Genomic DNA, 18755 nt, shown 5'->3' with positions numbered 1-18755 from the left:
ACTCTGCACGTTACGAAGGAATAAACCCTTTCTTACGCAGTTTAGCCACCGCGTTATCATTTTTTTCTAAGCTAGAGAGCTCCATTTTTTCCAATATCCCTGGCAACTTGGTAAACATAATATGTTGGTAGGAGACGATCTCAATACGATTACCCCAAGGGTCAAGGAAGGTAAATGTCGGTCCTGGCAGAAGTGAAATACCTAAATCAGTTACGCATTCACGCACCCGTTCTTTATCACTGACGACCAGACCAACATGATGGTCAACATCATTTCTTTCTTTTTTCCCACAAGTTAGAGCAATAAACTGATCGCCCATTTCTATGGAGGCAAGTTCTGAGCGAGGAATGCCAGATTGATCCTCATACACCACTTCAATGTCGAGGAAACCACCATAGAATGCCACAGCCTCAGCGATATTACCGACAACTAGCGATATATGATTAATACCAACAGGTTTAGCCAGACTCTTATTTTTCATTGTTATTTAATCCTTTAATTATTGTTTATTTAATTTTTCTCATGAAATATTTACCTGTGAAAACTTGAGTAATGCCAGTTTTCCAATCAAAATTTCGCAATGTTGCTTATTGCCTACGGTAATGCGCCACCAGTGTTTTAGTGCTGACAGTTCATAAGGTTTGCCAATTAAAATCCCTTCTGACTTCAGCAATTCAAATAGGTTATTCCCTAAAATGTCAGAGAAGTGGACAATAATAAAGTTACCAGCGGCATCTCGGCATTGAATATCTAATAGATTTAATTGATTAATTAACCAGTTTTTATTACTGCGAGTATTGTCCTGATATTCTTGTAACAAATCAGTATTACGTAAGCGCCATTGTGCTGCTTCACCCGCTAATGCACTGATTTCGTAAAGGGGTCTGACTTTATATAATTGCTGAATAAGTTCCGGCGCTGCCAATACCATGCCAACCCGCGCACCTGCCAAACCGAATGCTTTGGATAAGGTTCGTAGTAAAACCACATTATTAAATTGCTTTAGCAAACTGAGATGCTCACTCTTGTTATTCGCTACATAGAGGTAAGCCTCATCAATAACTAGCAGGATATCTCGCTTATCAAGCTCAGCGGCAAGTTCAGTGATCGACTGCAAGTCTGCCTGTGTTCCCAGGTAACCGCTCGGGGTCTCCAGAATCACCATTCGGGTATTATCACGCAACTGGGCTTTCATTAATGGCAAATCTGGTTTCCAGGCCATATTCATCGGGATTTTTTCTAATTCCGCTTCAAAAAATTGTGCATAACGTTCATACATCAAATAACAAGGGTCATGTATTAGTATGTGATCGCCTTTCGATATACAGGCGTCATAAAGGCATTTAACGGCGAGATCTGAACCATTAGTGAGGATAATCTCGTTCTCATCGACACCGACAAAGTCTGCCATTTCTTGATAAATAGCACTCAGATCTGGATAAGCAGATAGCAACTCAGGTTTTAACCCTGAAATAAAATCTTTAAAGTACTTTTCATCTAAATCTAGCAAGTTCTCATTAAGATCGAGACGAATATAATTAACCCGTTGTGCTAGCTTTTCGCGTAGCTGGCGCCGTTCAGTTTCCCATACTCCCTTTTTAACCACATTTTGAATCTTCATGACTATTCTCCTGTTACTTTTAATCATTAGACAATGTTATTGATCAGGGCAAAGACGCGGCAGGGGCTACCGGTGCCGCCAACAATAGGTAAAGGCGCAATAATCAAGTCAATGCCGATAGGAGGCAGTTGTGCCAACTTTTTGAGTTGGGTAATACCGTATTTCCCTGCGCCAAGAAAATACCAGTGAACCGGGAATGGGGGGACGAAGCTGGCAGCCTGACCTGCGTCGGTTCCCACGGTTTCAACGCCGACACCAATAATAGATGTCTCATGTGCTAGCCAGCGGGCACATTCCACGCTTATCCCTGGGGTATGGCGGTTATTGAGAAAACCCTCGATATCGCCATCTCTCTCATCCCAGCCACTGCGATACAGCAACCAACCACCCTCAGGCAGAGGACCATATTGATCTATCCATGCTTCAACATGTTGACGCTCAAGGAGAAAATTAGCTGATTCCTTGCACTTGTCGCTCATATCGATCACCACCGCGGGTACGATGAGGTGCTCAGGAGGCACAGAAGCCACATCAAGACCATCTTTGCCCGAGGGCCAGTGGATCGGCGCATCAAAATGAGTACCGGTATGCTCTGACATTGAAATGTTGTACCAAAAGGCCTCGCCATACTCATCATAGTGACTGATAGTTTCACGTTTGAATGACCAAGCCTGACCGTGAGTGGGTGGTAGTTTGATTACCGGCGTTTGTTCCGAAAGAGGTGCGGTGAGATCAATAATGCGGCGTTTTAACCATTGCGACATGCTGGCATCTCCTGATTATTTGACATAAACCGGTAGGGAATAATGATGTGTTGGTGCTGAACGCACCTCTTTCTCGTAGCTGTACTGTAGTTGGCGCGTGATGGGGCCTGCTCCGCCGCAACCAATTTTTTTACGATCGAGGGAGATGACGGGTTGGATTTCAGCCAGAGTTCCACATAGGAAAACTTCATCAGCCAGATACATTTCGGTGCGGTCAATTTCGCGTTTTTCAAAACACAACCCAAACTCGGTCTGGGCCAGGCGTTGTAGACTATCAAGCGTAATACCTTCGAGCACACCACTGGATCCCGGCGGAGTAGCCAGTGTACCTTTATGTACCATAGCAACACATGAGCCCGGTGCTTCAGCGACGGTACCGCGTTGATTGAGGAAAATAGCGGTATCAAAACCGTTTTGCTGGACTTCATGCTGTGCTAAGCGGCTATTGTGATAATTAGCACCCGTCTTGATACGGGGTGGCATACATTCATCGCTGATCCGGCGCCAAGAGGTAATAGCGGCATGTGCCCCTTGCTCATAGCGGGGTGAGCGCGGCATGGGCAATGCAGTAATATGCGTCAGTGTATCGGCGGTGTAGCCAAGAGAGTCAAAGTTATGGCCGAAACCAAAACCGGCCACAATCACAATATGAATATCTTCACGGAAATGATTGCTTTTAATTACTTGTAAACAGCCTTGGGTGATCTCTTCATCACTATAACTGACCGGCATATCAATACATTTCATTGATTCACGTAATCGTCTTAAATGATCGGTAAGACGATAAATAAACATCTGCTGATTATCTTCCTGCCAATAAACACGGATACCTTCAAATACATTAGCGCCCCAAAATGCAGTCTGACTGCGGGCATGGATCACACATTTATCCCATGGGACAACCTCGCCATTTAGCCAAGCGAATGCAGGTTTATTTAATGACATTTCATTTACTCGCTATTATTCAGGATGTTCGTTGATATAAATTATTTATATCTGAATCAGCCATTGCACATAGATGGATTAATTCGTTGATATCTTTCATTTCACTTAAATAAAACTGTGCAGCAATATGTCCATCGGGTCTGACGAGATAGCAAAGAGGCTGAGATCCCATAAATTGCTGGGCAGCCAAAATATCATCGTAATCTGCCACAGTGATCGCTGTTTCCGTCTGATATTCGAATGATGCGCGAGGAACTACGGCAACAAATTTGACTTCGAAAGGAGCACGGCATTGCTGCGATAGCTGAGTAAATGCCGCCAGCGATATCTCTTCTGCAAAGCATAAACAGGTGAAGTGTACACCGAGTAATTTCCTTAGACGGGTACGCTGGTGATATATAAAAACGCACATATCAGGTAAAAACTGCCCAACTAACGGTGTTTCTGGGTTTTTATGGATTAGTGATGAGCTTGCGTAGGTAAAAGGCTCCGCCATTTTTCCGTGGTTAATCCAGCGTCGGGCCTGTGGAAAAAAACGTGATATCAGCAAAATAAGATTGCGCTTAATGCGAATACTACGCTCACTGGGAGCAATGAAGCGCATGGTTTCTTCAGTGACACGCAAATTTTCTAGTGCAGCTGGCCGACGCTCTTGATGGTAACTATCAAGTAGAGCATCAGGAGCTAGCCCGTTGATTACCCATGCCAGTTTCCAGGCAAGATTATCAGCATCCTGGATACCACTATTCATGCCGCGTGAACCATACGGCGGCAGTGAGTGTGCCGAGTCACCGGCAAAGAACAGATTGCCATGACGAAATTGATCGATGACTTTCTGGTTAAAACGGTAGGTGCTTAACCAATTAATTTCATATGGGATATTACCAATGACTTTACGAATGCGTTGATCCAGTTTGCCATTGATTTTTTCCTTCTCGATATCATCATTTTCTTCGAGCTGCCAGTCGATGCGCCAAACGTTGTCAGGCTGCGGATGCATAACTAACTGTTTTCCTTTGTGGAAAGGAGGATCAAACCAAAAATGGCGCTCTTTAGTTAAGGCGATATTGGCCCGAATATCAGTGATTAGGAATGGCGTTCTGTGCGTATAACCGGAAAAGTTTTGCCCAGCTAAGTCACGAATTTTACTACGCACACCATCACAGGCAACAACATAACGAAAATGTTCATCACAAACCTCATCAGGGGTCTGTAAGGTTAGCGTCACTGAATCCTTATGCTGTTCCATCGCGATGACCTCATGCTGCCAATGGATTTCAGTCAGTTCGGTCGTGGCAATAAACGCCCCTAGTTCCTGCTCAATACGGTATTGAGAAATGTTAATAAACTGGCCAAAGCCCGCACGTTCAGGAAAATGTTGCGGTTCGAGTTCTAACCCTTTGATATATGTATGAGCGATACGCCAGTGTATCCCCTCTTGGGCAAGCCGCGTCGCACATCCTATCTTTTCCAGGATTTCAAGGACATCGCCCTGGATGAGACAAGCTTTAGAGCCTTTTTTCTGTAGAAATGGGGCTTTATCGAAGATTACGCTGGCGATATTAAATGTTGAGAGCCGGGCTGCAAGTGCCAGCCCTACTGGGCCTGCTCCGACAATTGCCACCGGCAGGTTATGTAAGGGCTTCATTTTATCTCCTGAATTTTATTGGCTTCGAATACCGCAATATGCCGGACTTCATTAAGATAAGGTGTTCCCTCTGTATATCCGGTTCCCGGAGATACTCCCAACATTTTGACCGCAATACCGTAGTGCGATTGACGCCATTTTTTCAGTTCAAATTCGAATGCATTCATTGCTTGCGAGAAAACGGCTAAGTCCGATGGGCTGATGCTTGCTGTTTGCCCCATGTTCAGATAAACCGAATCGATGGTCTCCGATTGCTGCAATACTCTGTTGCGTACTTCCGGCACGGAAATATAGGCGATAGAATTAATACGTTCCTTACTCGGCGTTCGACATAACGATTCAACAGTTTTATAGCTGTGGGACTGTATTGCACTGGCCCCCTCGGTATGGGTGCGAAAGTCACGAAAGGCCTCAACGCGCAAGCTAGATAGAAGAGGAAATAATAATGAAGCTTCGCAGAGTCGCTGATGACAGCGTTCGATCAAATGATGGGATTGATGAATATCGGTCGTTCCTAACCGAATGACCTGATTCAGTGAGACGGCCAGCCAACTGAATACAGTTTCAAAGGTTTGCAGTATCCGTAAAAAAAGGTATTCATCATGGACTTTATCCACTGGTAGTAAGGAATAGTTTAGTCGCAGCCTATCTGTCTCACTCATTCGGGCGTCAATTTGCGACCATAAGTTCGATATCTCGGTTATAACTCCGCTCTCCACGTTGTGTGGAGTGAGTTGCTGTCTTTCTAGGGCTGCTTGCATAGCACGCAGAAGACGCCGACCTCGCATTGAGGCGAGTTTTTCATCACTCGGTATTCGGGGAAGCCAATTTTCATTGCCACTCAGTGCGGCAAATTCAAAGCGCATAATATCAAAAGTGAGTAGTGTCAAACGCCAGTCCAGCAGCGCTTCATTGCCTGTCGCATTCTCTTCCCAGTTGAGAAGATCCAATGCAAGATAGGAGTAGTAATCATATTTACCGTCATATTTATCCAGCAACGTCGCCAACGCAGCGCCTATCCATGTATTGGCTAGCAACTGTGAAGCAGCAAGTCTCTGGCGCACCCCATCCAAACGCTGTAGCAACGCCTTATCGACAAACTGTTTGCCGTAGTCATGGAAGGCTTGCAGTATTTCCGCCATCGGCAAAGGAGCCGAAATCCTCCCGTTTAACCAGTCATCTAACTGATTAATCAGCTTCATAGTCGTATCGCGTGGCGAATCAGGGACAGCCTTGGTAGTGAGCTGCCAAGCTATTACATCGGGTGGTTCATTCATTTTTCATATCTCATCGATTAGAACGGCGGTATTGCCGCAAACGCAGGCAGACAGCATCGATATCATCTGTGCTATTGAAATAGTGAATGGATAAGCGCAATACCTTTCCGCGAGGGCTGGTAACGATGGCGTATTGTTCAAGAAACTGAGCCAACTTATGGGGGGCTGCATCATGTAATGCCAGGTGAGCGCCATGCTGGCGGGCGCAGGAATAACCGAACAATTGCTCCCCCTGCTGTTGTAGCAGGTGAGCAGCATACTCAATCAAACCCATGATATGTTGCCTGATAGCCAGTGCGTTTGTTTGCTCGAGTAGAGATAACCCAGCTTGCGCTGCAAGGATCGCAGGAACGGCTGGCGTCCCAGTTTCAAAGCGACGAGCATCAGCGGAAAAATCGAGTACATGAGGTTCGAAATCAAAAGGATCACGTCTGGCGAACCAACCCGTAAATTGGGGCTTAAGCTTGGCAATTGACAAATCCCGCACATACAAAAATGCTAACCCCGGCAATCCGAAAAGATATTTCATCATACCGCCAAACAGGTAGTCACAACGCAAGGCTTGGACGTCGATAGGGATGACGCCCAGCGCTTGATAGGCATCAACAGCGACTCTGGCAGGACTGTTTTTGTTCAAATGAATCAATTCGTCTACAGGGAGCAAATCTCCCTGTAAATATCCCACCAGTGGCGTTGAGATAAGATCCTGACTCTCGCCATTTAACCCAGCCTCGAGCAGCTTATGTTCACTACCATGACTGATCAAAGCTCCGCATGTTGCTTGGGCCTGCCACACGTTGGCAATGGACGGGAACTCTTTGTCGCAGTACCACAGACGAACAGTGGCGGATGACTTTAGCGTACTGATAATTTGGAAGGCACAGGCAGATGCATTAGGAAGTAGCGCAATTTGCTGCGGTTGTGCATTGATAAGTCTCGCGATTTTATGACGCACACTCTCAATTTCGCTCTCAAAAAAGTCCCAAGCCAAATGTGGTTTTGCCATTACGTCCAACATCACCTGCATTTTTTCTGTCAACAAAGATGACGGGGTCGAAAGACTACAACTCGCTAACCAGTGCAGGCTCTCAAGCTGAGGAAAATATTGTTGTCGAAAGTATGATGGCGTCAACATCGGTTGCATAAATATCAATACTCCTCCACCAGTTCTGAGCGTAATTGCCAGAGACGAGGGAAATATTTATGACCGATCAATTGTGCTAATTTGTCGACCGGTGTACCTTTGGTTCCAACGGTTTTGTGCCCGATCGTCCTAACAGCTACTTTATAGTGACGGGTACGCCATAATGAAACCCACTCATCCCAGCTAATAAGCGCTTCGCAAAGATTAAATATTTCGCTGTGTGTCTGTTGGGTATAAACCTTAATCAGATCGGTTTCAGTTTCGTCAAGATAGTTGTTTATTGTTTTTGCCATTTCTCGGCCAATAGTATTGACGTTTTTCCAGCCAGGGGACTCCAACCCAGAGCCGTTACCCAATATTGGACGGATCCTAAAGAAATCGTATGGCGTCATATGTGTCAGTATTTCCAACTGTTCTGTAATAGAGCGAATACATTGTGAAGCACGCTGAATGAGTGCTGTCGCGTGTGATAAACTATGTTCTTCAAGTAGTTTGATCGCTTCTTTTAACTCTTCATTACTCAGCTTCAACCACAATTCGGTAGATTGGTGAATAATCTGAAAAAGAAGCTCATCCCGATGAATCCACTCATCAGAACTTCTTTGTAAAGATAATAAAAATTCAGTATTCATGTATTTTTCATAGTCATTATCACCATGTCCAATCAATACTGATTTAAAGTAATCTTTTGTAGTATTAATATCTTTTCGTGACATAATAATACTCCTTGTTAAAGTTAAATAAAAATAAAATCAGTACGTTAACTCAGTTGTTGTTTAACCACGGGGTATTATTAAATTTTAAATCAGAACGAAACTTTAATTTTCAATTGTGCTGCTTAGCGAATTTTCTTTTCTGTGTGAGGTGAGTTTTTTTGTAATAACTCAAAATTAATAATTGCAAGGTAACAATAGCTAAAGAGCTGTAAATAGCCTTATCAAAGCCAAATTGATGTATCCATGAAATGAATAAACTGACCATGCCTATCCACAGAGAAGATAAAATAAACTTTACACCAGTCAGTGTGCCACGTATTTCAGTGGGTAGCTTTTGCTGCAAGAACGTACGCCAATAAATACCGGAAAAACTGGTAAAGTATCCCATAATGAATGAAGCGATAATAATAAGATAACTAGTTGTAATAGCGGCTGACGTTCCCAGCCATACTAAAAATATCAGCTGTACTGATGTAACATGCCAGTATCGTGTTTTAACTTGCCAATGGCTGACAAGCGCTCCACCGGTAATAGCACCAAGGGCATAGCATGCATCAATACCCGACATCCATAAGGCATTGCCACCGAAGTTCTCAGACACGATAGAAGCTAACAAGATATTGAATATTGCCAGAACAGTAAAATCAAAATCACTGATCACAAATAATAGCCCGTATCGCTTGCAAGCACTGATCAGGCTGTTGATAGTTTGTGGTAAGTGTAAACGTTTTAATTCCGTTGCTGGTCCATTATGTGTCGGTAACAATGTTGCCTGAATATAACCGATTGCTGCCATAATAAAGCAAACAGAGACAACACCGATTACTGTGGGAAAATTTAAAAAATATAACAACCCCCCAGCGCTGATTATGCCAATTAATTGCCCCAATTGTGAATTAAACATCAACTTACCATTGCCCCATTCTAATTTTTCGAAGGTTAACAACGTTGGGATGAGATTAAATACACATAGCCGACTCATTCTCCATAACGCACTCAACACAATGGAGATAAAGAGTATTAGTCCAGCAGAAAGTCCAGCATGATACCAAATTAAGAGTGTCACCAAACTAGTGAAAATATTCATGGCAGCAACGCCGCGTAAAATACCTGATACGCCGTGATTATCAACATACTTCCCTGCTAACAGCGGCATGCAGGCAGAAATAAATATCTCACTAATAAATGAAATACTGACCATCCATATCTGTCCGGTCTCATCAAACATGAATTTTGCTATGCTGAGTAGCAGCATGGCGCGAGCCATGTTAATAAAGAACTCTGCCGATGATAAAGGCTTCATTTACATTCCCTATATTTATCAGCCATATTTCATTCAAGCACTCGTTATTTTCACCCTAGAGTACATTTCATTGAGCATGTTAGTCAGTTCTTGCGTGGTTTGCCCGCGGATAATGCCTGCCAGAGGTAAACGCTTTTCATTATAAGTGACAGTTTTCAATAAATACTGTTCTAAGGGGAGCTGATTTAAATGCAACACATTTGGGTGGTCATGTAGATATTCATGTCCTGAAATTTGGTATTTATCTGCCGCAAGGTGGTGTCCGGGGAAAATAAACCATCCGTACAAATAATCCATATCCCACTTAATATTTAACTGAATGTCGTTATCTAAATGTGCTTTTATTTCTGCCACAGACGGGTGGATACCGGTCTTTAGTTCAAAGGTATCCGATATTCTAGCTCCCCCTACCCGATGAGCGATCTCCAAAAAGACGTTGCCATTGTCAGTTTCAATTGCTTCCAAATGGAACGCCCCGTTATGAATTTCGGTCGCAGCAAGAATTGTACTGACCCAGTTCTCGAATACTTTATCCGTTTCAAATTGAACTGATCCGGAAGGTGTACCATTGGCGAAATCAAGCAGAGAATTAATATATCGGCTGGCAATAATAATCAATATTTTATCGTTGCTGACAATGCCATCAATATGCAGTATTGGCCCAGAACAATATTCCTCTATCTCGAAATTATCATATTGACCGGCATCAAGCTGAGGAACTCCAGTTGTGCGTTGAGTTAAGGTATCAAATGCGCTTTCTGCTGTGGCAAAAATAGTCACGTACTTTGAGGAAGCACCATCCAGTGGTTTAATGACCACTTTGCCTGCAACAGGAAATACCGTTTGATCCTTAAACCAGTGTGTTAGATGAGCAAAGCGGGGAGTGCGAATGCCCGCATTTTGCACACACTGCTTCATAATCACTTTATTACGCACCTTTTCTGTTTGTGCATAATTAGCCCCGTTAATACCGAAACGCTCACGGAGTTTTGCCGCTGTCAGCAATTCAAACTCAGAAACTGAAATAAGCTTATCAAATTTTTGAGGGTGATCCGTTAGCCAGGACTCGACTTCTTCATACAGTGCTTTTTCGCCAGTGATACTAACTTTCTCACACCGGAGGTTGCTAGGAATATCAGCTAATTTATCAGGCAGGCCAATATACACGACATCATTGTTTTGATGGTCAATTGCTAAATGGTAAAGGATTGATTCATAGCGTACACAGTGAAGAACAAGAACTCTCACGCAACCCCCTAATAGCCTATGGCATCAATGAATTGTTTGTTGATATTTGGTTGGTTTTATATGTACTTAAAGTGTTACAGAACTTATCACAGGCTTTTTATGGTGTAAATAAATTAATATTAAAATAAGACGGCGCGTGGCGTTAATATTATATTCATCTTTATTTATCAAATAAATAATTGCCACCCAAGGTGGCGCGGTGGTATTTTTTGACTTTTATTTATATGAATAGTTAAATTATTTTAAATAGTTTATATGCTTATGGTGATAAGAATATGAGTCAACACATTAGCTTTATAAGAAACAAAAAACTAACGATTGAGAAACCACTGAAGATTTTACTCACAGGCATATCTTCAGACTCCCACACATGGAACCTGGTTTTTATCCAATTGTTGATTGAGCATTATGGCCACTCAGTAGTGAATTTAGGAGCCTGTACTCCTGATGAATTGATTATTGAGAATTGCATTTCTGAAGATATTGACATGCTGGTTATTAGCAGTGTGAATGGTCATGGACATATTGATGGTCGACGCCTGATCAAAAAAATCAGGGAACATAAACTGACTTGTCACCTTCCCTGCTTTATCGGCGGAAAACTGGGGACAGCAGGTGCGGGCAATGTGGCTTATATCAAAGAATTACTATCAGAAGGGTTTGATGCAGTTTATGACGACAGCCAGCAGGGAGATTCCTTTGATGATTTTCTGGCGCTACTGACAAGTGAATAAACAGGGAAAATACTTATCATGGATTTTAACCAAATTGTCACCCAAGCCAATCGAAACGGCATGTTAACGGTACAACCTCGTATGGGGTTTGATTGCCCAGATAAGATGCTGAATGGATTAACAGCCGTCAAAAATGCCAATGCAACGACGATGGGTACCATCACTTTAGACAGCTATACTCGGGTGGATGATATTGTAAATGCTCAAAAAAGTCTGGATGCTGGGCATATATTAAATGGTTATCCGATCATTAATCATGGTTCTAGAAAATGTATTGATTTACTTAATACCATTCAAGATGACTATTTTATGGTTCAAGTCAGGCATGGTAGTTCTCTGCCTAACCACATATTTGAATGTCTTGTGGAAAGTGGTGTTATGGCAACCGAAGGTGGCCCAATTTCGTATTGCTTGCCATATAGCCGTACTCCGTTGAAGGACGCCGTAAATTCTTGGAGACAATGTGTAAACATGGCTGCAATAGGAGGGGCGTTTGGACCTCTCCATATTGAGAGTTTTGGCGGATGTATGCTTGGGCAAATGTGTCCGCCGGGCTTGCTAGTGGCTCTTGCTATTATTGAAGGGGTTTTTTTTGAACGTTATGGGTTGACCAGTCTTTCTTTAAGCTATGCGCAGCAGACATCGGTCAGCCAAGATATCGGCGCAGTTCGTGCATTACGTGAATTGGCAACGAAATGGCTTAAAAAGGCTGAATGGCATGTTGTTGTGTATACCTATATGGGGGTTTTCCCAAAAACCATCGAAGGGGCGACAGACCTACTGAAGGCCAGCGTTGAAATCTGTAAATATGGTCATGCTGAAAGGCTGATCACCAAAACGGTAAAAGAAGCTTTTCGTATACCGACAATTGTCGAAAATATTGCTTCCCTCGAAAGGGCCCGTAAACATTGGGATTCACTGGGGGAGTACAATTCATATAAAGACAGTACTTTATTTTTTCATGAAATTTATACTGAAGCGACTAATATAATAAGCCATGTTCTGAATTTAGATTCTGATGTTGGCGAGGCAATACTCAAAGCATTTAGCTTGGGTATTATTGATGTACCTTATTGTCTTCACTTTGATAATAAAGGTAAATCGAGAGCTTATATTGATGCTGCGGGTATTCTACAATGGTGTGACGTTGGTAATATGCCTATTGAAATTAAACAAGAGAGGGGGGGGATCAACTCATTGGATCCATTTAAGTTTTTAGGTATGTTGTCATCTATCGAATCGAAGTACGATGCCCATTATTTGAAATAAACATATCCAATTCTCGGACAGAATTAACTGCACCGATTTTTTAGATTGAATAGTCATTCTTAATAAGAATAGGACCGTAAACGGCCCCTAATTTATCGAACCTTTACCTTCGAGGTTCTCCTAGCGTTGCACTACCCAATCACGACGCCACTTCCCCGCCGCCGGCATAGGGTGTTTTCCCGGCGATTTTCATGACTTCAGCCCCCAAGGTCACAAACGGCGCGCGACGACTGGCATAGATAATGCCCCCGGCTTTCGCCCGTACGGCTTTCACGGTATCAGTTATGGGGTCAATGATTTCAGCCACCACTTCATCTTTGCCGACCCAGTCGCCCGGTTGACGCACTAGCAGCAACAGGCCGCTGGCGGGTACGGTGACAATTTCTCCGGCGGAAAATGGCAACATCACCACGTCGCGCTGCGGGATATCTGGCTTGGCCCCGGCAATGGCCCCCCGATACTGCAAATAGTGGTAAATACGTTCGGCATCCGCACTGGCTAACGCGTGGCTGACATCTTGCTGCCCTCGCAACTCCACGGTGACCGCCATGCAAGCCGGGGCCAGCGCACTTAAATCTGGCTGCTGCGCCAGCCGGTGCCACGGCAAGCCGCAAGCTTCATCAAAGGAGCCACCGCCGCTATCTTGTGACAGCAACACGGTGTCGATATGCAAAAAGCGCGCGAGTGTATCGACCGACTCACGCCAGGCGGGATCGGCATATAAGTGCAAAATGGCACTATCATCACAATGCAGATCCAGCACCAGATCCGCATCACAAGCCAACATCAGTAAATGTTGCCGTAAAGCATCCACTTCACTGTTAGCAGGCAAATTTTGTAAGGCATCAACCATTTCGCGGCGTATCTGTTGCCGCAGCTGATGGCTTTCTTGACTTAATGTCTGGTGGCCCAGCCGCTGCTGAAGCAACTTAGCCAGATCAGGAAAATCACGATTAAAATTGCGCCCGCTGACCAGATCAAAACGGCCGATTCCACTGTTAAGCAGCACTTGCGCAATACCGGCCGGGTTAGCGATTGGCACAATAATTATTTCGCTCTGAATTTCGGCCCGCCGTTCCGCCTGACTCAGTAATCTTTTAAGATAATGTAATACCAGCATACCGGGCAGTTCATCGGCATGCAGGCCAGCCTGAAGGTAGATTTTCTCGCCCACACCCGGTTGGCCAAAGTGAAAACTGGTTAATTGACGCTGCCCACTCAGGGTATGTTCAGGTAACTTATGGTGATTGATTTTCATTGGACGTCCTATCTGTGGAAAAGAAAGCCCGGCTTGACCGAATTGACAAAAAAATCCTTGAAATCCTGAGCCAGGATGGTCGTATCTCTTATCAGAAGCTGTCTGAACAGGTCAATCTGACCGCCCGCCCCTGTCTGGAGCGTGTTCGGCTACTGGAGCGCGCCGGTATTATTCGTGGCTACAGCGCGATTATTGAGTTACCGGAGCCGGAGCACGCATTTGTGATCCAAGCGCAAATTGCGCTGGCTGACCACGGTCACTCCCAAGCAGCCTTTGAACAAGAGGTCCGTAAAACCCCCGAAGTGCTGGATTGCTGGCTCGTCGGCGGTAGTTTCGATTTCCTGCTACGCATTGGCTGCCGCAACATGGAACACTACCGCTTACTGGCCGATACCTGGCTGACCAGCAAAAAATTCCGCGTCGATAAAATTGTTACCATCACCGAGCTGCAAGCGATTAAACGTTCCTAAATCTCTGGTCAGCCTGCCACCTCAATCGTGGCGGGCAAATGCCAACCAGCGCCGTTCCGCGCGCGAAAACAAGAATATCAATATAAAGGTACAGAGCAGATAAAGGGCTGCGGCCATCAAGAATGGGATAAAGGGTGAATAAGTTGCGGCATAGAAAGCACGGGCGACGCCGGTGATATCCAGCAAGGTGACCGTGCTGGCAAGGGAGGTCGCGTGCAACAGGAATACCATTTCGTTATTCAGCGCTGGAATACCACGGCGCAAGGTCGCAGGCAGTACCAGCCGACGGATGATTTGCCACTGAGTCATGCCAAATGCCTCGCCAGCCACCCACTCCTGACGGGGAAATGTCACCATCATGCCAGCTAATAATTCGGCAACATAAGCACTGGTATTGAGCACCAAGGCCAGCACGGCACAGAATGTGGCATCGCGGAACAGCAACCAGAAGGGTTGGTCATCCTGCCAGCCCAATTGCACAATATCAAACTGCGAAAGGCCATAATAAATCAGCATTAATTGCAGATAGAGCGGCGTACTGCGAAAGAAATAGGTCACACTGCGGATCAACCAAGCCAGTGGGCGTGGGCCAAATGCTTGCCCGATAGCCATTAACAGCGCCAATAGCAGACCGGGGAATACCGACAACAAAAACAGTTTGGCAGTCATGGCCAGCCCGGTGGTATCAGAACCGTCGCTATACAGAAATGTGGGTATGGCTTCCAGTACCGTTTGCAGATTCATTAGCGCGCCCTCGCCGTTGAGGTTGATAGCGCATAGCGCCGTGCTAGCAAGCTGAAGCCCCAACTGGAAAGTGCGGTGATAACCATATAAATCATCGCCACCAAGAAGTAGAACAAGAAAGGTTTTTGGGTCGCCCGCCCGGCTTGCTCAGCCAGCCACACCATATCTTCTAAGCCCAAAATAGAGATTAATGCCGAGGCTTTCATCAAACCCAACCAGTTATTGTTAATGCCGGGAATAGCAAAACTGAGCATTTGCGGCAGCATAATGCGGCGGAATACTTGAGCGGGCCGCATACCGTAAGCCACCGCAGCCTCGAGCTGTCCGCGATCAACCGTTTGAAAAGCGCCACGGAAGGTTTCGGTGTAATAAGCGCCAAACACAATGCCAATCGCCAGCACCCCGGAAATAAAGGTATTGAAGCGAACCGGCCCTAACCCCAATAAGCTCAAAAAACCGTTAACCAGCATTTCGCCGCCAAAAAACAGCAACAGCATGATCACCAGCTCAGGAATACCGCGCACCAAGGTGGTGTATCCGGTTGATATCCAACGTAACCAGCGCGGGCCAAACAGTTTGATCACCGCATTAATCAGCCCGAGAATCAGCGCCACCGCCAATGAAAGCAGCATCACACACAGCGATAACCCCGCCCCCTGTGCCAGTAACGGCAAATAGTCTGTTACCATTATCGGCCTCCCCATGCTGAGAAACTGCAACCGGGCGTTTCAGCACGCCACCCGGCTGGAGCAAAAATTAGTTACCGTAAATATCGAAACTAAAATACTTTTTCACAATAGCGTCATAAGTACCATCCGCGCGGATAGCCTTAATCGCACCATTAAGGGCATCGCGTAATGCCGGGTTATCTTTACCCACCGCAATGCCGACATCCGTAGAGATGGTTTCGTCTTGAATCACCGGACCGGCAAAGGCAAATTTCTGCCCGCGTGGCGTATCAATAAAGCTACTGGCAGCCTGAATATTATCTTGTAGCGAAGCATTAATTCGCCCGGACATCAGATCCAGATACACATTATCTTGGTTAGCATAAGAAACAATTTTTATGCCCTGCCCAGCCCAATGCTTTTTCGCATAGGTTTCATGGATAGAACCGGTTTGCACGCCAACCGTTTTACCTTTCAGCGTGGCTACATCAGGTGTCAATGGGCTGCCCTTGCGCGCGACTAACTGGGCGGCGCTGCGGTAATAGCGGTCAGTAAAATCGACTTCTTTTTTACGCTCTTCTGTAATACTGAGTGACGCAATAATGGCATCAAACTTACGGGCATTGAGGGCCGCAATCATGCTCTCAAACGGCTGTTTGACGAAGACACATTTGGCATGCAAATTGTCACACAGTGCATTGGCAATATCGATATCAAAACCGGTGATCTCGCCGCTAGGCGCCAGCACGTCAAAAGGTGGATATCCCCCATCAACCCCAAAACTGATAGTGTCAATCGTCTGAGCCGCCACGGGAGCGGAAAGTATCAGGCCAGTCAATAATGCAGCTAATGTCTTTTTCATCGTTAAGATCCCGTTGGTGGCAAATAATAGAGATGGTGAATAGTCAGAGATAAAAAGGGTTAGAAACGCAGTGAGAGGCAAGTTAAGCCGCCATCCATCTTCTTAAATTCACTGGTATCAAGTTGCACAATGGGCATTCCCAGCTTTTCAATTTGTGCCAACGTATAAGGATAACCTTGAGGTGTAATCAGCGTATCATTGATCCATAAGGTATTACCCGCGTAAGATTCGGCCTCGGGAATAACAATGGTATTAAAATGGGCAAATGCGGGATGCTGTTGATAATCCTCAGTCAGCAATAATGTGTTGCGCCCCACGTAGTTCACAATAGATTTCAGGTGCAGGCCAGCACTCACTTCGATGGTGGTCACTCGATAGCCATAGCGCCCGACCGCGGAAGAAAATTCACTGATTCCCACCTCATCGGTCCGAGAAGTTAACCCGATAAAAAACTGTTTATCCACTAACAGAACATCACCGCCATCAAGATGACCCTGCTGACTCATACGAAAAACGGGGCGATCCGTAAATAGTGGCTCAATGGTGTCAACTTCTCCCTGACGACTCGGCGCGCCGGGGTGGGTTATCACCGCCAGTTCCGGCATCACAACCGCGGTATCTTCCACAAAGTGCGCATCTGGAAATGCTGGCGCTGCCGGTAAAATAGTCACTTTCAGGCCAAGACGCAGCAAAGTATCCACATAGGCCAAGAACTGGCGGCCGGTTGCCGCAATATTTGGCGCACCCAATTTTGAGGTCGTCTGGCCGCTGCCGCAAGTGTCAGCAGGGAGTCTGGCAATGGCTTGAGTAAAGTGCATAGGGATTCTCTTGATTGATGGCGAAAGGATTAATCTGATTATTAAACAGATACTGTCACTAATCTGGTTGAATCCGCCCATGGCGACTATACATTTGCGCTGTATCTGGCAATCACTACGACCTATTCAGCTGTTAGATGAAAAGCATATAATCCCGCTCTAACTATTTTTCTTGTAAGGACGTTCCCATGGCACACCTTTTTGCCAACGGATTATTACTGAGCGCGGTACTGGGCCTGCTGACCGCCTGTAATGATACTGAAACCCGGCAACAAATTGATATTGAAGGTAAAACCATGGGGACCTTCTACAGTGTCAAAATCAGTGGGGCAACCACCCCCAACCCACATCAGCTACAACAAGAGATAGATGCGCTGTTGGAGCAAGCCAATAATGATATTTCGACCTATCGCCAAACGTCGGTGCTTTCCCGCTTTAATCAGTATCGTGGGTCTGAACCCCAGCCGATTCCCCGTGGTATGGCGGATATTATTTTGCTGGCTCAGCGTATTGGTCGTGATACCGACGGCGCGATGAATATCACTGTTGGCCCGCTGGTGAACTTATGGGGATTTGGCCCAGAGAAGCAACCAACGCAGATACCCACTCAAGATCAGATAGATAGCGCACGCCAACAGGTTGGCTTACAGCATTTGACGCTTATCAGTGATAACCGTGGTGAATGGTTGCAGAAAGACTTACCTGATTTATATGTTGATCTCTCGACCATGGGAGAAGGCTATGGTGTTGATCTATTAGTTAACCTGATGATGCGAAAAGGAATTACCAACTATTTAGTCTCGGTGGGGGGCGCGGTCTCTTCCCGTGGCGTTAATGGTCAGGGGCAGCCATGGCGTGTCGCCATTCAGAAACCGACAGATCAGGAAAATGCCGTGCAGGCGCTGGTTGACCTGCAAGGCTACAGCATCAGCACTTCAGGCAGTTATCGCAACTATTTTGAGCAAGGAGGCCAACGTTATTCTCATGTGTTGGACCCGGCCACTGGCCGCCCTATTAACCATAGATTGGTGTCCGCCACAGTGATTGCGACCACCGCGTTAGAAGCCGATGGCTGGGATACCGGGCTGATGGTGCTGGGAACCGAAAAAGCCCTGAGATTGGCAGAAAGCAAAGGGCTAGCGGTGTATTTGATTACTAAAACTGACCAAGGATTCACGGCGGTAATGACGCCACAATTCAAAGCTTTTTTGGCACCCGATCAGCATTAATCATAGTTTGATATAATTAAGATAAATATCATTATGG

Annotated in this window: 19 protein-coding genes; 4 read left to right on the top strand and 15 right to left on the bottom strand. The window is 45.4% G+C overall.

The window, feature by feature from the left end:
• Window positions 1-10: 10 nt before the first annotated feature.
• From FTA96_RS10675 to FTA96_RS10630, 10 genes are all read right to left on the bottom strand, one after another.
• Window positions 11-481, bottom strand: a complete 471-nt coding sequence (locus tag FTA96_RS10675; RefSeq protein ID WP_050151213.1) for a VOC family protein — start codon at window positions 479-481, stop codon at window positions 11-13.
• Between the two features lie 39 nt (window positions 482-520).
• The gene (locus tag FTA96_RS10670; RefSeq protein WP_050151212.1) at window positions 521-1621 is read right to left on the bottom strand and encodes a pyridoxal phosphate-dependent aminotransferase; all 1101 of its coding nucleotides are present in this window, start codon (window positions 1619-1621) and stop codon (window positions 521-523) included.
• A 26-nt stretch (window positions 1622-1647) separates the two neighbouring features.
• On the bottom strand, window positions 1648-2385 hold the full coding sequence (locus tag FTA96_RS10665) for a cyclase family protein (protein ID WP_050151211.1): 738 nt from the start codon (window positions 2383-2385) through the stop codon (window positions 1648-1650).
• Between the two features lie 15 nt (window positions 2386-2400).
• Window positions 2401-3330 carry an aminotransferase class IV gene (locus FTA96_RS10660; protein ID WP_072077502.1) on the bottom strand — a complete coding sequence of 310 codons (930 nt, stop codon included), beginning with the start codon at window positions 3328-3330 and terminating at the stop codon, window positions 2401-2403.
• Between the two features lie 19 nt (window positions 3331-3349).
• The gene (locus tag FTA96_RS10655) at window positions 3350-4978 is read right to left on the bottom strand and encodes an FAD-dependent monooxygenase (protein ID WP_145507430.1); all 1629 of its coding nucleotides are present in this window, start codon (window positions 4976-4978) and stop codon (window positions 3350-3352) included.
• Window positions 4975-6255: a hypothetical protein gene (locus FTA96_RS10650; protein WP_050151209.1), complete on the bottom strand. Its 1281-nt coding sequence runs from the start codon at window positions 6253-6255 to the stop codon at window positions 4975-4977. The genes FTA96_RS10655 and FTA96_RS10650 overlap by 4 nt, the downstream gene beginning before the upstream one ends.
• A gap of 10 nt (window positions 6256-6265) precedes the next feature.
• Window positions 6266-7261 carry an aminotransferase class V-fold PLP-dependent enzyme gene (locus tag FTA96_RS10645; RefSeq protein ID WP_186371325.1) on the bottom strand — a complete coding sequence of 332 codons (996 nt, stop codon included), beginning with the start codon at window positions 7259-7261 and terminating at the stop codon, window positions 6266-6268.
• A gap of 143 nt (window positions 7262-7404) precedes the next feature.
• Window positions 7405-8115, bottom strand: coding sequence for a tryptophan 2,3-dioxygenase family protein (locus FTA96_RS10640; protein WP_050151207.1), 711 nt, complete (start codon window positions 8113-8115; stop codon window positions 7405-7407).
• Between the two features lie 109 nt (window positions 8116-8224).
• Entirely contained in the window at window positions 8225-9418 is a 1194-nt protein-coding gene (locus tag FTA96_RS10635; protein WP_145573771.1) for an MFS transporter, read from the bottom strand.
• 33 nt (window positions 9419-9451) lie between these two features.
• Window positions 9452-10666, bottom strand: coding sequence for an ATP-grasp domain-containing protein (locus FTA96_RS10630; protein ID WP_057632543.1), 1215 nt, complete (start codon window positions 10664-10666; stop codon window positions 9452-9454).
• A gap of 275 nt (window positions 10667-10941) precedes the next feature.
• On the opposite strand from FTA96_RS10630, the gene FTA96_RS10625 reads away from it, so the two are divergent.
• A complete protein-coding gene (locus FTA96_RS10625; RefSeq protein WP_050151205.1) occupies window positions 10942-11400 on the top strand; it encodes a cobalamin B12-binding domain-containing protein in 459 nt (152 codons plus the stop codon).
• Window positions 11401-11418: 18 nt separating this feature from the next.
• Window positions 11419-12669, top strand: coding sequence for a hypothetical protein (locus FTA96_RS10620; protein WP_050151204.1), 1251 nt, complete (start codon window positions 11419-11421; stop codon window positions 12667-12669).
• Between the two features lie 139 nt (window positions 12670-12808).
• On the opposite strand, the gene FTA96_RS10615 is transcribed toward FTA96_RS10620, so the two are convergent.
• On the bottom strand, window positions 12809-13927 hold the full coding sequence (locus FTA96_RS10615; RefSeq protein ID WP_145573769.1) for a succinylglutamate desuccinylase/aspartoacylase family protein: 1119 nt from the start codon (window positions 13925-13927) through the stop codon (window positions 12809-12811).
• Window positions 13928-13941: 14 nt separating this feature from the next.
• Here FTA96_RS10615 and FTA96_RS10610 point away from each other — a divergent pair, with 14 nt between their 5' ends.
• A complete protein-coding gene (locus FTA96_RS10610) occupies window positions 13942-14397 on the top strand; it encodes an Lrp/AsnC family transcriptional regulator (protein ID WP_032913178.1) in 456 nt (151 codons plus the stop codon).
• Between the two features lie 21 nt (window positions 14398-14418).
• On the opposite strand, the gene FTA96_RS10605 is transcribed toward FTA96_RS10610, so the two are convergent.
• From FTA96_RS10605 to FTA96_RS10590, 4 genes are all read right to left on the bottom strand, one after another.
• Complete coding sequence (locus FTA96_RS10605) at window positions 14419-15141, bottom strand: ABC transporter permease (protein WP_050107022.1); 723 nt, start codon at window positions 15139-15141, stop codon at window positions 14419-14421.
• The gene (locus FTA96_RS10600; RefSeq protein ID WP_050134467.1) at window positions 15141-15830 is read right to left on the bottom strand and encodes an ABC transporter permease; all 690 of its coding nucleotides are present in this window, start codon (window positions 15828-15830) and stop codon (window positions 15141-15143) included. Before FTA96_RS10600 ends, FTA96_RS10605 begins: the two co-directional genes overlap by 1 nt.
• A 67-nt stretch (window positions 15831-15897) precedes the next feature.
• The gene (locus FTA96_RS10595) at window positions 15898-16671 is read right to left on the bottom strand and encodes an ABC transporter substrate-binding protein (protein WP_050107025.1); all 774 of its coding nucleotides are present in this window, start codon (window positions 16669-16671) and stop codon (window positions 15898-15900) included.
• A 59-nt stretch (window positions 16672-16730) separates the two neighbouring features.
• Complete coding sequence (locus FTA96_RS10590; RefSeq protein ID WP_145573767.1) at window positions 16731-17489, bottom strand: dimethylarginine dimethylaminohydrolase family protein; 759 nt, start codon at window positions 17487-17489, stop codon at window positions 16731-16733.
• A gap of 188 nt (window positions 17490-17677) precedes the next feature.
• On the opposite strand from FTA96_RS10590, the gene apbE reads away from it, so the two are divergent.
• The gene (gene apbE / locus FTA96_RS10585; RefSeq protein ID WP_145573766.1) at window positions 17678-18718 is read left to right on the top strand and encodes an FAD:protein FMN transferase ApbE; all 1041 of its coding nucleotides are present in this window, start codon (window positions 17678-17680) and stop codon (window positions 18716-18718) included.
• Window positions 18719-18755 lie beyond the last annotated feature (37 nt).

The organism is Yersinia alsatica (assembly GCF_902170305.1).
GTDB lineage: Bacteria > Pseudomonadota > Gammaproteobacteria > Enterobacterales > Enterobacteriaceae > Yersinia > Yersinia alsatica.
The sequence above is the reverse complement of the archived record's forward strand: the minus strand, read 5'-3'. Positions and strand labels throughout refer to the sequence as shown.